The following is a 13418-nucleotide window of genomic DNA, read 5'->3' on the forward strand; positions in this document are numbered from 1 at the left end:
CTGAACGAGGTTCGAAATGGAAAATAGTATTTTTGAATTACAGTATGCTCTTGATACTTTCTACTTTTTGATCTGTGGTGCCCTGGTTATGTGGATGGCAGCAGGTTTTGCTATGCTGGAATCAGGTCTGGTGCGTGCAAAAAACACCACTGAAATCCTAACTAAAAACGTTGCCCTTTACGCGGTAGCTTGCACTATGTACATGATTTGTGGCTACGCCATTATGTATGGTGGTGACGATATGACGTGGTTCCTCAGTGGGATCGTTGCTGACGGTGTTGCCGGAGCGGAAGAACCTGCTACCTATGCGCCATCTGCAGATTTCTTCTTCCAGGTAGTATTCGTTGCGACAGCTATGTCTATTGTGTCTGGTGCTGTTGCTGAGCGTATGAAATTGTGGGCATTCCTGGCTTTTGCTGTAGTCATGACAGGCTTTATTTACCCAATGGAAGGCGCTTGGACTTGGGGCGGCATACCAGTGTTTGGTATGTATACACTGGGTGATCTTGGTTTCTCTGACTTTGCTGGTTCCGGTATCGTACATATGGCAGGTGCTGCTGCTGCTTTGGCAGGTGTTTTACTGCTAGGTGCACGTAAAGGAAAGTACACTGCTGATGGTCGAGTGAATGCAATCCCCGGCTGTAACTTGCCAATGGCTACACTCGGTATGTTCATCCTTTGGTTGGGCTGGTTTGGCTTCAATGGTGGTTCGGTATTGGCGACTGCCAGTGTAGAAAGCGCAAACAGTGTAGCGGTAGTATTTATGAATACTAATGCTGCTGCCGCTGGTGGTTTGGTTGTTGCTCTGATCGTTGCCCGCTTTATGTTTGGTAAAGCAGATTTAACAATGGCTTTGAACGGCGCCTTGGCTGGGCTGGTTGCTATTACTGCTGAGCCTTCAACACCTACGCCACTACAGGCAACGTTGTTTGGTGGTATTGGTGGAGCTCTGGTTGTATTTAGCATCGTTACTCTTGATAAGCTAAAAATTGATGATCCCGTAGGTGCAATCTCTGTGCACGGTGTTGTTGGTTTCTTGGGTTTGATGCTGGTTCCGATCACAAATCCTCTTACTGAAGATGGTGGTTCTAGCTTCTCTGGTCAGCTGATCGGTGCTGCGACTATCTTTATCTGGGTATTTGTTGCCAGCCTGATTGTCTGGGGCTTTCTGAAAGCTGTTATTGGCATTCGTGTTACTGAGCAGGAAGAGTACGAAGGTGTTGACCTTGCAGAATGTGGTATGGAAGCCTATCCGGAATTTACAGCCGGAAGCTGATTGCAATACTCAGCGCATAAAAACAGAGGGCATTGGCCCTCTGTTTTTTTTGTACCTGGATAAAGTTGAGTTAACTCAATTTCAGGAAATCTGTGTGCTGGCCGAGCGTGCAATTTGGTTGCAGAGCGTGTATCTTTGGCGCCTTATACTGCTGAATGTGCCTTGTGAGGACTGCTTTGAACAGTATTTGCAAAAGAAGATTTTTAGAAAAACATACAGAAGAATACAGGACTAGGAATCATGAAGCTTATTACTGCCATTATTAAGCCTTTTAAACTGGATGATGTTCGCGAAGCGTTGGGCGATATTGGGGTACAGGGTATCACTGTTACCGAGGTAAAAGGGTTTGGTCGCCAGAAGGGGCACACTGAGTTGTATCGCGGTGCGGAGTACGTGGTTGATTTTCTCCCCAAGGTGAAGCTGGAAATTGCGGCTGATGACGATATGGTTGATAGCGTCGTGGAAACAATTATTAAAGCTGCGAACACGGGCAAGATAGGTGATGGGAAAATATTCATTTCGTCGCTGGAACAAGTGACGCGTATTCGCACCGGAGAGACCGGTAGCGAAGCCATATAGCCTTGCCTGTAACATAACAGGGAAAATTCACTCGGATACCAAAAAGCTCTGCTTTTTGCGGTTGCTGATTTGTCGTTCTGTGTGAAACGAACAAGGAGAAGTCGCATGAAAACTATGACCTGTAAGCAACTTGGTGGAGCTTGTGACGAAGAGTTTCATGCAAACACTTTTGAAGAAATGGCAGGGCTAAGTAAAGCTCATGGTATGGAGATGTTTCAAAATAATGATGAAGGCCATCTCAAAGCAATGAATGAAATGCAGCAGTTAATGCAAGAACCCGGCGCGATGGAACAATGGTTCGAAAGCAAAAGGCAAGAATTCGAAGCATTACCTGAAAGCTAACCGGTTTTGAGAGTAATCGCACATAATAAGTACAACCGATTTGTGATTTGAAGTGCCCGAAAGGTTTGCGAAGATCATGTTTCGATGGTGTTAAATAAAGGGGAGCGGAAGCTCCCTTTTATTTTGTCAGCAACAGGACCGAAGCTGGCTGTCTCTGATATCAGTATTACGCGCATATCGACAGTTAAAAGCTCAGTCAAGAGCGTGTTGCATCGCCTGTTTGTCATAGCAGTTGGCAATAAACTGGTGACAATTGTCGAACGAGCTTAACCAGCTTTCTTCGACAATAAGTAAATCGGGGTGAGTCTTCTTCAGTGCCTGTACAAATAAGCCATCGGTATGGTCCTGCAGCTCTGTTTGTGCATCAAATAGTGGTGTACTGCCAGCGCCGCAGCTGGGTGAGCGGGACTTGACGATGTAGGCCACCAGGTTGTTTGGCTGGGCAGCGAAGTGTTCGCTGATGCGGATGAGTTGTCTGGTTACGTCCAGTTGGGGGTTTTCAACCCCGAGGGCAGAGATTTCTCCATGTGTTTCTATTAGCCGGACAGGTGGCCGTGGAATACCGAGTCCGGCTGCAGCTTCGGGGCAGAAGGGCAGCAGATTTAACCGGGGGGTCAACAGTTCATTGATCAATGGGTGGAACTTGTGATGGCCATCATAGCGAACATGCTCACCCAGCAGGCAGGCGCTGATGCCTACCTTTGGTTGTTGTACCTTGTCCGGGTTGAAGCCGGTGTCGGATAAATCGCTCATGTTTGATACCGTTATTCGCTGACAATCAGGTCAAAACTGACTTGGATGCTGTCGCTGAATACCAGTTCATCTGCAATGTAAGTGCCAGGCTGCGAACGCGACATAGCTACGGCAGCCACGCTATCTGACATTTCCGCTTTCATGCCGCCGTAAACCGGGTTTCTATGGTGATAATTGATTGTGATCACCGGGCCAAGCGCTGTGTCATAGGCTGCTGCAAGAGCCCTGGCTTTGGTTTTGGAATTTTCGATGGCCAGTTGGTGTGCCTGTGCCTGGTATTTGTCCGCTTCACTGTGGTCATAACTGATTTGGTCAATGCCTTCCAGTCGGTTTTCCAGCGCTTTGTCCATTACATCTGTCAAGTCTGATAGCTCGTATAAGGTCACTGTCAGGGTGCGTGTTGCTTCATAGCCCTTGAATTGTCGGCTGCCTGAATAGTGTTCGTAACGGGGAGATACTCTCAGGCTGGAAGCAACAATATCCTTTTCTCTGATGCCGATTTTTTTCAGAACAGCGAGAAAATTATTCACCCGGTCATCTACGTCTTGTTTGGCAGCCTTTCCTGACTGATGGTGGGCGCGGACACTGAGATTGATCACAGCCATATTCGGTTTTACTTTTACTTCGCCAAATCCATTGGTGGATATGGCTCGCCGCTGCAGATCATCGTGGGCAAGGGCAGGGAGCACCGACAGGTTGGCTATGAAGAAGAGGGAAGCAAAGATCAGGTGGGTAGTTTTTCGCACGATAACGCTCCATTGTTTTATTGCAGTCAGGTTAGAGTGATAGTTGTCGATAAAGTTGCTCTGGTATTGGTTGCCTGCCGGACGCTACTGTGATTTTTTGTTGGCCCGAGGGTGAGCGTTGTCATAAACCTTGGCGAGGTGCTGAAAATCAAGGTGAGTGTACACCTGGGTGGTGGAGATATTGGCATGACCTAAAAGTTCCTGAATGGCTCTCAGGTCGCCACTGGATTCAAGCAGATGACTTGCAAAGGAATGGCGTAGCATGTGGGGGTGAACCTTGCCATGCATGCCCTGTCGCACACTGAGCTGTTGCAGGCGGTCCTGAATGGTGCGGGCAGAAATACGCTTTCCCCGTTTGCTGACAAACAGGGCGGTATCGTCGGCATTCACTATTTCCCTGCGGCGCTGTAGCCAGATGTTTACGGCTTCTACTGCGTGTTTGCCGACAGGCAGGCTTCGGGTCTTGTTGCCCTTTCCTGTTACGGTCATAGTCTGGCCCCGGAGATCAATATCGCCAATATTCAAGCTGATCAATTCGGCAAGTCGCAACCCTGACGAGTAGAATAACTCGATGATTGCATGATCCCGGCAGTCAATCCAGTTGCTGGCAGGCAGTGAAACGAACCGGGTAACCTGATCTACATCCAGAGTTTTGGGCAGTTTTTTCGGGCTCTTTGGCGCCTGGATACCGTTGGCAGGATTGGCGATAGTCCAGCCATTTCTCAGGCAAAAATTGAAAAAGGTTCGCAATGACGATAACCAGCGTTGCAGGCTTCGTCCACTCAATCCGACGCGGTGTAATTGTGCCAGTGACTGTCGTATATGGTGACTGTTGATGTCGGCAGCGTAGAGCAGGTTGTTCGACTGACACCAGACCATCAGTTTGCTCAGGTCGCGTTGATAACTCTTAACGGTATGTGAGGAGAGTTGCCTTTCGCTGGTCAGGTGTTCAGCAAAAGCGGTACAGGCCTGAGGCAAAAGTGGTGAATGGGTCATGAGATTGGCGGTTCGCAGTTATTGTTGCGAAAACTTTTGCCGGTCTGGTACGAGTGTTCTTTTTCGGGATATGCGTTTTTCAAAGCATTTTCGGCATGATGCGATTAAGAATATCAGCAATATAGGTAAGAAACAGAGTGCCCATACTGCTGCGATAGTACTGCGGATCACTGTGGCCGATGGCCAGGATGCCAAAAGTAGTGCCATGACTTAAAGGTACGGCGGCAACGGAGCCAATCTGAAAGGCATTTTCGCCAAACAGGAAGGCCATTTCTTCCTGGCGGATAATGCCGCAGATAGCGCGGTTGGTCCGCAACAGGGCGCCAATCTGGTTCTGGGCCTGATCGAGTCCCACAACCTTGGCGGTACTTTGGGGTATTTCGTGTTTGTCGCCCAGCAGTAACAGGGAATAATTTTCTATCTGGTAGTCCGTACCCAAGCTGTCATAAAGTGTCTCTACTACGCTGTTTAAATCCTGTGCTTCCAGCAGGCGCAGAACCAGTCGTTTGGTTTTTTCGAACAGTTTGTCGTTGGCCCGCGCTGACTCCAGCATATTGCCGAGCCGGGAGCGCATTTCAAGATTGCGTTCCCGTAACACGGAAACTTGACGTTCAATCAGGGATACCGCTTCGCCGGATTCATGGGGCAGGCGAATATTTTCGAGCAGATCCGGGTGGTCTTCAAAAAACCCCGGGTTTTCCTGGAGGTAAGTGAGAATTTGTGCTTCTTGTAACTCCGCGGCACTGATGATGGTTTTTTTATCTTTGCTCATATTCTTATTCGCCCATGAAAAACCGTGGTTGCTGGCCCGGTCATAATGACAGCTTCGCCCTCTCCGGGCCAATGAATATCCAGGCTCCCTCCTTGAAGGTTTACCGTCACTGTAGAGTCTAGCAGGTCTTGCAGCCTGCCCGCTACCACCGCTGCACAGGCACCGGTACCGCAGGCAAGGGTTTCTCCGGCGCCGCGCTCGAATACACGCAGGTTGATTTTGTTGCGACTGACAACCTCCATAAAGCTGACGTTCACCTTGTTGGGAAAGCGGGGGTGGTGTTCGATAGCGGGGCCAAGGGTTTCTACCTTCGCTGTGTCAGCCCTGTCTACCAGGAGGATGGCGTGCGGATTGCCCATTGAAACGGCGCTGATAGATAAAAGCTGGCCGTTGACCTCCAGTGGGTAGGTGATGGCCTGCTGATCGGCAACAAACGGAATAGCGGGAGGTGCCAGTACGGGTATTCCCATGTTCACTTCGACGCGACCACTTTGCTGCGTTTTGAGCTCAATCATGCCGGTGTTGGTTTCCACACGGATGATTTTCTTGCCGCACATACGGCGATCACGAACGTATTTTGCAAAACAGCGGGCACCGTTGCCGCACTGTTCAACTTCATTGCCATCCTGATTGAAGATGCGGTAACGGAAGTCGATATCAGGTTGTGTGGGTGGCTCTACGACCAGAACCTGGTCACAACCGATACCAAAACGCCGGTCTGCCAGGCGGCGGGCCAGCTCGGGTGTCATAGTGATATCCTGTGTCACCGCGTCAATGACAACAAAATCGTTACCCAGGCCATGCATTTTGGTAAAGCGCAATAACATGTCAGCTTTTTCCCGCTGTGGGTGTTGGCGCGTCCGGCAGAACAGATTCACCTTGCATCAAGTCCGCAACGGTTTCCCGCTGGCGCACGCAGTGCATTTGTGTTCCGTCTACTATGATTTCTGCGGCCCTCCCGCGGCTATTGTAATTTGAGCTCATGGTGAAACCGTAAGCGCCGGAGGAACCAACACAAAGCAGGTCACCTGCGGCAAGGGTTAGATGACGATCCTTGCCGAGAAAATCACCTGTTTCGCAAACTGGCCCAACGATATCCCAACAACGGATCTCTCCTTTTTGGGGTGCAACCGGATCGATATTCAGCCAGGCCTGATATAAAGCCGGCCGGATCATGTCGTTCATGGCGGCATCAACGATGGCGAAGTTTTTTTCTTCACCGGTTTTCAGATAATCAACGCGTGTTAGCAAGACGCCGGCATTTGCGGCAATGGAGCGGCCGGGCTCCAGAATCAATGTCAGCTTTCGATTGACAAGGCGTTGTTTGATTTTACCGATATAGTCAGCGGGGTGAGGTGCCTGTTCATCTTTGTAGCGCACACCAAGGCCGCCGCCCAAATCGATATGACGGAGCTGTATGCCTTCACTGGCCAGCTCGTCAATTAGTACCAGAACCCTGTCCAGAGCATCCAGAAATGGCGACGTATCAATCAGTTGGGAACCGATATGGCAGTCTACACCGACAATGTTTACGTGGTTGAGCTGGCTGGCTTGCCTATACACTTCTGGTGCACTGAGGATATCGATCCCGAATTTGTTTTCTCGCAAACCTGTCGATATATAGGGGTGCGTGTTGGCATCCACATCGGGATTGACGCGAAGAGATATGTTAGCCACTTTGCCTGCTTGCCTGGCGACCTGATTGAGCGTCTCAAGCTCTGGCTCCGATTCAACGTTGAAGCAGTGAATGCCTACTTCCAGTGCGCGGGCCATTTCTGCGGGTTGTTTGCCAACGCCGGAAAAAACGATCTTCGCAGGGTCGCCGCCAGCGGCCAATACACGCTCCAGTTCGCCAATGGAAACGATATCGAAACCGGCGCCAAGTCGTGCAAGAATATTGAGGACACCCAGGTTTGAGTTGGCTTTAACGGCGTAGCAGATCAGGTGAGGATAGTCGTCCAGGGCCTGCTCATAGGCGAGGTAATGCTCAGTTAGCGCTGCGCGACTGTAGATATAAGTAGGTGTGCCGAAGCGTGCTGCAACAGCGGTTAAGGGTACACCTTCGGCGAAAAGCTCGCCGCTGTGATAGTTAAAATGTGTCATGGCTTGTAAGGGGTATCAATCAGCTCGTTTTTTCAGAAGCAGGTTGCCCGGTTTGTTCTACCGGCTCCTCTTGGGGGAGATACAGAGGCCCCTTATTGCCACAGCCGCTAATTGATAAGGTGGAGCTGACAATCAGCAGCAGAAAAACCATTGTTAGTCGCATTGAAAACCTGCATTTTTGAATTCAAGAAATTGACCGAGAGTATATACTTGCGTACCTCATTGGAGAACCCTGAATGAACGAAAGTGAATTTAATCAGCGAGGCGATGAGCTGATGCTGGCGGTAGAAGAAGCGATTGATGCATGCGGTGTGGATATCGATTACGAAACCAGCGCAGGTGTGATGACGCTAACAATGGAGGCTGATGGTTCAAAGGTGATTATTTCCCGTCAGCCAGCCATGCTGCAAATCTGGCTCGCGGCTAAGTCCGGTGGTTATCATTTCGCCTTACAAAACGGAGTTTGGGTCTGTACTACTACCGCAGAAACATTCAGAGATTTGTTGAGTCGGGTCTGCACAGAGCAGGCCGGAGAGTTTGTTGCACTGGATTTTGACGATGAATAAAAATAACGAAAGTGTCGACTTGCCATATATCGAGCTTGAAACCGGTCAGCATCCGGATGCTGCTGTTATCTGGCTCCACGGCCTTGGTGCCAGCGGGCATGACTTTGAGCCAGTGGTTCCCGAACTGAAATTACCAGCAGATATGGCTGTGCGATTTATTTTTCCTCATGCGCCGGAAATTCCGGTAACCATCAATGGCGGCGCTGTAATGCCTGCCTGGTATGACATTCTGGAAATGAATATTGAGCGCAAGGTCGATATCGGGCAATTGATGGTTTCTGCCGATAGGGTGGAGCAGTTAATTGAGCAGGAAATTGGCAGGGGTATCGATAGCAGAAGAATTGTGCTGGCGGGGTTTTCTCAGGGTGGTGCAGTTGCCTATCAGGTGGCACTGTCCTACCCGAAACCTTTGGCTGGATTGTTAACGCTTTCTACCTATTTTATGACAGCGAACACGGTCGAGCTGAACCAGGCCAATGCCCGAATACCGATTCAGGTGATGCACGGCATCTATGATTCGATGGTGCAGGAACAGATGGGCCGCAAGGCAGTGGAGACATTGCAGGCAATGGGTTATCGGCCGGATTACAGGACATACCCTATGGAGCATCAGGTTTGTCTTGAACAGATCGCTGATATTTCCCGTTGGTTACAACAGGTGCTAGCGAGTTCTGGTGGTTAGGTCAAGCCAGCTCATCTGTCGCAATATGATAATTGGGGTCTTCCAGAACATTGACCTCGCACAGGCTGCCTGCGCGCTTCAGTAAGATCCTGCATTCCGAACTCAGGTGACGAATGTGCAGCTGCTTGCCCAGCTGGAGGTAGCGGTCTGCCAGTCCATCCAGCGCCTCAATGCCCGAGTGATCGCTGATACGTGATCGCTGGAATTCGATAACAACGTGATCCGGGTCGTTTTCCGGGTCAAACAGCTTTTTAAAGCTGGCAACAGAGCCAAAAAACACGGGTCCGCGCAGCTCGTAAACTTTATAACCATTATTGTCCATATAGCTTTCTACATGAATATGTTTGGCGTGGTTCCAGGCGAAAACCAGTGCCGAGACAATAACGCCAACAATGACCGCAATGGCGAGGTCGCTGATGACCGTGACGCCGGACACCAATACCAGAATAAAAGCATCGCTGCGCGGTATCTTGCCGATAATACGGAATGAGGACCATTCAAAAGTACCGAGTACCACCATAAACATCACACCTACCAGTGCAGCCAGTGGAATCATCTCAATCAGATCGGCTGTAAACAGAATCATGATCAATAAAACCAGCGCGGCACAAACGGCAGACAATCGACCGCGGCCACCGGAATTAATATTGATCATGCTTTGGCCAATCATCGCGCAGCCGCCCATACCGCCGAAAAATCCATTGACAATATTGGCGATGCCTTGCCCCCGGCATTCCCTGTTCCCGCGGCCGCGGGTATTGGTGATCTCATCAATCAGTGTCAGCGTGAGCAGTGATTCGATCAGGCCGACGGCGGCCAGGATGACCGAATAGGGCAAGATGATCATCAGGGTTTCCATTGAAAAAGGCACATCGGGCAGTGAAAACACGGGCAGTTTTCCTTCCAGAGTGACAGTGGCGACCTGTTCCGTGGGCACCATGTCGCGAACAAAATCGATCACATTGCGGGCATCAAGATCAAGGCTAATAACTAATAATGTGACGGTAACAATGGCAGCCAGAGATGCCGGGATGGCTGTAGTAAGCTTGGGTAGAAAGTAAATTATCGCCATGGTCAGCGCTACAAGCCCAAGCATGATGTAAAGTGTCTGGCCAGACATCCAGACCATTTCACCCGTGTGATTTTTTATGGTGAACTGGCCCAGTTGAGCGAGAAAAATCACAATGGCCAACCCGTTTACAAAGCCCAGCATCACCGGATGCGGCACCATGCGGATAAATTTTCCGAGTTTAAAAATGCCCGCCAGCATTTGTAAAATGCCGGTTAGTATCACTGCCGCAAACAGGTATTGCACACCGTGCTCGGCAACCAGGGAAACCATGACGACCGCCATAGCTCCTGTTGCACCTGAGATCATGCCAGGGCGACCACCAAAAATCGCTGTCAGCAACCCCATCATGAATGCTGCGTAGAGGCCCACCATTGGTTCTACGCCAGCGACAAAGGCAAAGGCCACTGCTTCCGGAACCAGTGCCAGGGCAACGGTGAGCCCCGACAGAATTTCATTTTTCAGATTGCTGGGAAGATAAGATCCAAGCTGGAACATAGAGTGGCCTTGGGGGATGGTGATGCGAAAAGCCGCGCATGCTAACAGAATGCAGATTTTTTCGCCAAAATTAATTGGGTTTCAGGTTGTCAGATGAATGTGTTCGGCGTGGCTATGGGTTATGTCAAGTGGAGATAACGGCGGTTATACGGAAGAATAAAAAATGGCGCAGTTAACAGCCTGTGAAGGTGACATTACAACGCTACAAGTGGATGCAATTGTAAACGCTGCGAAGCGATCATTGCTGGGTGGCGGCGGGGTGGATGGGGCGATACATCGGGCCGCAGGCCCAGAGCTTCTGGCTGAGTGCCGACGTCTGGGTGGTTGTGAAACCGGTAGTGCTAAAATCACTTCGGCCTATCGATTGCCCTGCAGGTATATTATCCACACTGTCGGTCCAGTCTGGCAGGGTGGCAATGCCAACGAGCCAAATCTGTTGACCCGTTGTTATCGCAGTGCGTTGATACTGGCTGTTGAAAAGGAGCTGACTTCAGTGGCATTCCCCTGCATCAGCACCGGTGTTTACGGGTACCCGTTCAAGGCTGCAGCGAGGCTCGCCGTTGATGCCGTGCGGGAACAGCTTGCGGAACAGAATACCATTGAAGAAGTCATTTTCTGCTGCTTTTCTCACAATGATTATTTGTTTTATCAAAAGCTTCTGGCTGTCTAACCCGGCTGGCTTGTCTCCGTTTTTTAGATCATTAACATGACGTCCTGGGAAAGGCTTCCGACTATTTTCTCAATAGTGTTGCCTCGCAGTGCTGCTTTGATCCCGGAACGGCGTTTGGTGCCAACCAGAATCATATCGGCATCCACTTTTTCAGCAACTTCAGAGATCACTTTTCCAGGCTCTCCTTGTTGAATATGGATGTTGTCGTTTTCGATTTTAACCATGTTGTTGATTTTGCCCCGATCAGGGAAGTTCATGGAATCGCTGTATGCATTGACCACATGCAGTTCAGCGCCGTATCGCCATGCCGCCCAAGAGCCGCGTTCGAGAATGCGCTGGTTCAGGTCATCGTAAGACCCATCCTGCATTTTGACTGAGACAAGAATAGACTTGCGTTTTGGTTTACCGCCCGGCCGCACTAGCAGGATGGGGGATTCACATTTTCTCAGCAACGCCCACTTTTCATCGCTGATTAACTGGTTGCCGGTCTGTTGATCGTAGAGCGGCAGCATGACCATGTCGGCATGCAATTCATTGGCAGTATTGAGTATGTTGGCAGACCATTCTTGCGACCAGCTGACGATCAGCTCGCTGTCAATGCCTTCGCTCTCGACGGACTGTTGCAGTTGGTTAATCCACGCCAGATTTCTGGTTCCGACAGAGCGTCCCGCGGTTACCAGCAGAACCAGATGCGACTGCTCTTCCGCTTCCCTGATTTGCGCATTGGTTATTGCTCGCTCTAGGGCGGGTTGCTCATCCCGGGAAGGATCGATAACGACCAGAATTTTCTCTTGCTTTTGCACAGTTTGTCTCCTGATTAGATCAATGAAAGAGCGGCCTTCTCACTCATGTTCATTGTAACGATTATGTCAGCTGCCGTTATGACTCAAATCAATCGCTAGCGGGGGATTTCCTTGATTAGTTGTCAAGCCGAAGCGTCGCCTGCTTAACGGCTTCGATGACCTGCCGGGGTGCCGTGCCGCCAATGTGATCCCGTGCGGCTACCGACCCCTCCAGAGTCAGCACGTCAAATATATCCTGTTCAATGGTGCCTGAGAATTGCTGCAGCTCCTTTAAAGACATATCAGAAAGATCCTTGTTCTGTGCGATGCCATAGGCGACCGCCTTGCCGACTATTTCGTGGGAATCCCGGAAAGGGATGCCCTTGCGAACGAGGTAATCTGCCAGATCGGTTGCTGTGGAAAATCCACGGCGGGCGGCTTCACGCATGCTCTCTCTTTTCGGCTTGATGGCCGGCACCATATCAGCGAAGGCCCGCAGGCAGTCCTTGACTGTGTCAACCGCATCAAACAATGGTTCCTTGTCTTCCTGGTTGTCTTTGTTGTAAGCCAGTGGCTGTGATTTCATGAGTGTCAGCAGCGAAATCAGGTGGCCATTGACGCGACCTGTCTTTCCTCTGACCAGTTCAGGGACATCCGGGTTTTTCTTTTGTGGCATGATGGAAGAGCCAGTGCAGAAGCGATCCGGTAAATCAATAAAATTGAACTGGGCAGAAGTCCAGAGAACCAGTTCTTCCGATGCTCTGGAGAGATGAACCATCAGCAAGCTGGCAAAAGCGCAGAACTCGATGGCAAAATCGCGATCACTGACAGAGTCAAGCGAATTGCTGGTAGCGGACTCGAAATTCAGTAGCTCGGCGGTTAGCTGGCGGTCAATCGGATAGGTAGTGCCTGCCAGCGCTGCAGCACCCAGAGGTGACTGGTTAACCCGTTTTCTGCAATCCTGCAGGCGGCCGTAATCCCGTTCAAGCATGGCGTTCCAGGCGAGCAAATGATGGCCGAAGGTGACGGGCTGTGCAGTCTGCAAGTGAGTAAACCCGGGCATGATGGTATCAGCTTCTCGCTCGGCCAGGCCCAGAATGCCTCGTTGCAAACGTTGCAGTTCCAGTGCTATCAGATCAATTTCATCTCTCAGCCAGAGGCGAATATCGGTGGCGACTTGATCATTGCGTGAGCGGCCGGTGTGCAGTTTTTTACCGGTGATGCCGATTCTTTGTGTCAGGGCGGCTTCAATGTTCATATGCACATCTTCCAGCGCAATTGACCACTCGAATGTACCGGATTCGATTTCCGAGAGAATCCCGGCAAGGCCCTGTTTGATGGCGTCCAGTTCTGTGTCTGTCAGCACCCCCGCCTTAGTGAGCATGGTGGCATGGGCAATGGAGCCTTGAATGTCGTGTTTTGCCAGGCGCTGATCAAAACTTACGGATGCGGTAAAACGCGCCACAAAGGCATCGGTGGCTTCGCTGAATCGACCACCCCAGGCGGAGTTGGTTGCGTCACGGGTGTCTTCGTTCTGATCGTCAAAGACGCCAGGCAATATTTCGTAGCGCAACTTTTTTTCCT

At 50.4% G+C, this 13418-nt stretch carries 16 protein-coding genes; 6 read left to right on the forward strand and 10 right to left on the reverse strand.

What is annotated here, in order from left to right:
* The first annotated feature begins 16 nt into the window (after nt 1–16).
* From H7A02_01650 to H7A02_01660, 3 genes are all read left to right on the forward strand, one after another.
* The gene (locus H7A02_01650; protein ID MCP5170959.1) at nt 17–1276 is read left to right on the forward strand and encodes an ammonium transporter; all 1260 of its coding nucleotides are present in this window, start codon (nt 17–19) and stop codon (nt 1274–1276) included.
* A 240-nt stretch (nt 1277–1516) separates the two neighbouring features.
* Complete coding sequence (gene glnK, locus H7A02_01655; GenBank protein MCP5170960.1) at nt 1517–1855, forward strand: P-II family nitrogen regulator; 339 nt, start codon at nt 1517–1519, stop codon at nt 1853–1855.
* 105 nt (nt 1856–1960) lie between these two features.
* The gene (locus tag H7A02_01660) at nt 1961–2197 is read left to right on the forward strand and encodes a DUF1059 domain-containing protein (GenBank protein MCP5170961.1); all 237 of its coding nucleotides are present in this window, start codon (nt 1961–1963) and stop codon (nt 2195–2197) included.
* 192 nt (nt 2198–2389) lie between these two features.
* Here the strand turns inward: H7A02_01660 and H7A02_01665 are convergent, their stop codons facing one another.
* From H7A02_01665 to H7A02_01695, 7 genes are all read right to left on the reverse strand, one after another.
* The gene (locus H7A02_01665; protein ID MCP5170962.1) at nt 2390–2950 is read right to left on the reverse strand and encodes a DUF523 domain-containing protein; all 561 of its coding nucleotides are present in this window, start codon (nt 2948–2950) and stop codon (nt 2390–2392) included.
* An 11-nt stretch (nt 2951–2961) separates the two neighbouring features.
* The gene (locus H7A02_01670; protein MCP5170963.1) at nt 2962–3696 is read right to left on the reverse strand and encodes an SIMPL domain-containing protein; all 735 of its coding nucleotides are present in this window, start codon (nt 3694–3696) and stop codon (nt 2962–2964) included.
* 84 nt (nt 3697–3780) lie between these two features.
* Nucleotides 3781–4692 carry a tyrosine recombinase XerC gene (gene xerC / locus H7A02_01675; GenBank protein ID MCP5170964.1) on the reverse strand — a complete coding sequence of 304 codons (912 nt, stop codon included), beginning with the start codon at nt 4690–4692 and terminating at the stop codon, nt 3781–3783.
* Nucleotides 4693–4771: 79 nt separating this feature from the next.
* Nucleotides 4772–5464 carry a DUF484 family protein gene (locus H7A02_01680; protein MCP5170965.1) on the reverse strand — a complete coding sequence of 231 codons (693 nt, stop codon included), beginning with the start codon at nt 5462–5464 and terminating at the stop codon, nt 4772–4774.
* Nucleotides 5461–6291 (reverse strand): diaminopimelate epimerase, encoded by an 831-nt coding sequence (gene dapF, locus H7A02_01685; GenBank protein ID MCP5170966.1) that lies wholly within the window; start codon nt 6289–6291, stop codon nt 5461–5463. Before dapF ends, H7A02_01680 begins: the two co-directional genes overlap by 4 nt.
* 1 nt (nt 6292) lies before the next feature.
* Complete coding sequence (gene lysA / locus H7A02_01690; GenBank protein ID MCP5170967.1) at nt 6293–7567, reverse strand: diaminopimelate decarboxylase; 1275 nt, start codon at nt 7565–7567, stop codon at nt 6293–6295.
* A 19-nt stretch (nt 7568–7586) separates the two neighbouring features.
* Nucleotides 7587–7730, reverse strand: a complete 144-nt coding sequence (locus H7A02_01695) for a lipoprotein (protein ID MCP5170968.1) — start codon at nt 7728–7730, stop codon at nt 7587–7589.
* A gap of 73 nt (nt 7731–7803) precedes the next feature.
* Between H7A02_01695 and cyaY the strand changes: the two genes are divergently transcribed.
* Nucleotides 7804–8133 carry an iron donor protein CyaY gene (cyaY, locus tag H7A02_01700; GenBank protein ID MCP5170969.1) on the forward strand — a complete coding sequence of 110 codons (330 nt, stop codon included), beginning with the start codon at nt 7804–7806 and terminating at the stop codon, nt 8131–8133.
* Entirely contained in the window at nt 8126–8815 is a 690-nt protein-coding gene (locus H7A02_01705; protein MCP5170970.1) for a carboxylesterase, read from the forward strand. Before cyaY ends, H7A02_01705 begins: the two co-directional genes overlap by 8 nt.
* Before the next feature lies 1 nt (nt 8816).
* Here H7A02_01705 and H7A02_01710 read toward each other — a convergent pair whose 3' ends face one another.
* On the reverse strand, nt 8817–10382 hold the full coding sequence (locus H7A02_01710; GenBank protein ID MCP5170971.1) for a SulP family inorganic anion transporter: 1566 nt from the start codon (nt 10380–10382) through the stop codon (nt 8817–8819).
* A gap of 163 nt (nt 10383–10545) precedes the next feature.
* Here H7A02_01710 and H7A02_01715 point away from each other — a divergent pair, with 163 nt between their 5' ends.
* Nucleotides 10546–11052 carry an O-acetyl-ADP-ribose deacetylase gene (locus tag H7A02_01715; GenBank protein MCP5170972.1) on the forward strand — a complete coding sequence of 169 codons (507 nt, stop codon included), beginning with the start codon at nt 10546–10548 and terminating at the stop codon, nt 11050–11052.
* A gap of 23 nt (nt 11053–11075) precedes the next feature.
* Here the strand turns inward: H7A02_01715 and H7A02_01720 are convergent, their stop codons facing one another.
* The gene (locus tag H7A02_01720; protein ID MCP5170973.1) at nt 11076–11855 is read right to left on the reverse strand and encodes a universal stress protein; all 780 of its coding nucleotides are present in this window, start codon (nt 11853–11855) and stop codon (nt 11076–11078) included.
* A 115-nt stretch (nt 11856–11970) separates the two neighbouring features.
* A complete protein-coding gene (gene argH, locus H7A02_01725; GenBank protein ID MCP5170974.1) occupies nt 11971–13392 on the reverse strand; it encodes an argininosuccinate lyase in 1422 nt (473 codons plus the stop codon).
* Between the last annotated feature and the right edge of the window lie 26 nt (nt 13393–13418).

This window comes from Pseudomonadales bacterium, from assembly GCA_024234435.1.
Taxonomy (GTDB): domain Bacteria; phylum Pseudomonadota; class Gammaproteobacteria; order Pseudomonadales; family Porticoccaceae; genus JACKOF01.

Bases quoted from the DNA above. Each gene is read 5' to 3' on its own strand.
- H7A02_01715 (MCP5170972.1), top strand. From the start codon at position 10,546: ATGGCGCAGTTAACAGCCTGTGAAGGTGACATTACAACGCTACAAGTG.
- H7A02_01680 (MCP5170965.1), bottom strand. From the start codon at position 5,464: ATGAGCAAAGATAAAAAAACCATCATCAGTGCCGCGGAGTTACAAGAA.
- dapF (MCP5170966.1), bottom strand. From the start codon at position 6,291: ATGTTATTGCGCTTTACCAAAATGCATGGCCTGGGTAACGATTTTGTT.
- H7A02_01705 (MCP5170970.1), top strand. From the start codon at position 8,126: ATGAATAAAAATAACGAAAGTGTCGACTTGCCATATATCGAGCTTGAA.
- glnK (MCP5170960.1), top strand. From the start codon at position 1,517: ATGAAGCTTATTACTGCCATTATTAAGCCTTTTAAACTGGATGATGTT.
- H7A02_01695 (MCP5170968.1), bottom strand. From the start codon at position 7,730: ATGCGACTAACAATGGTTTTTCTGCTGCTGATTGTCAGCTCCACCTTA.
- lysA (MCP5170967.1), bottom strand. From the start codon at position 7,567: ATGACACATTTTAACTATCACAGCGGCGAGCTTTTCGCCGAAGGTGTA.
- H7A02_01665 (MCP5170962.1), bottom strand. From the start codon at position 2,950: ATGAGCGATTTATCCGACACCGGCTTCAACCCGGACAAGGTACAACAA.
- xerC (MCP5170964.1), bottom strand. From the start codon at position 4,692: ATGACCCATTCACCACTTTTGCCTCAGGCCTGTACCGCTTTTGCTGAA.
- H7A02_01650 (MCP5170959.1), top strand. From the start codon at position 17: ATGGAAAATAGTATTTTTGAATTACAGTATGCTCTTGATACTTTCTAC.
- H7A02_01710 (MCP5170971.1), bottom strand. From the start codon at position 10,382: ATGTTCCAGCTTGGATCTTATCTTCCCAGCAATCTGAAAAATGAAATT.
- cyaY (MCP5170969.1), top strand. From the start codon at position 7,804: ATGAACGAAAGTGAATTTAATCAGCGAGGCGATGAGCTGATGCTGGCG.
- H7A02_01660 (MCP5170961.1), top strand. From the start codon at position 1,961: ATGAAAACTATGACCTGTAAGCAACTTGGTGGAGCTTGTGACGAAGAG.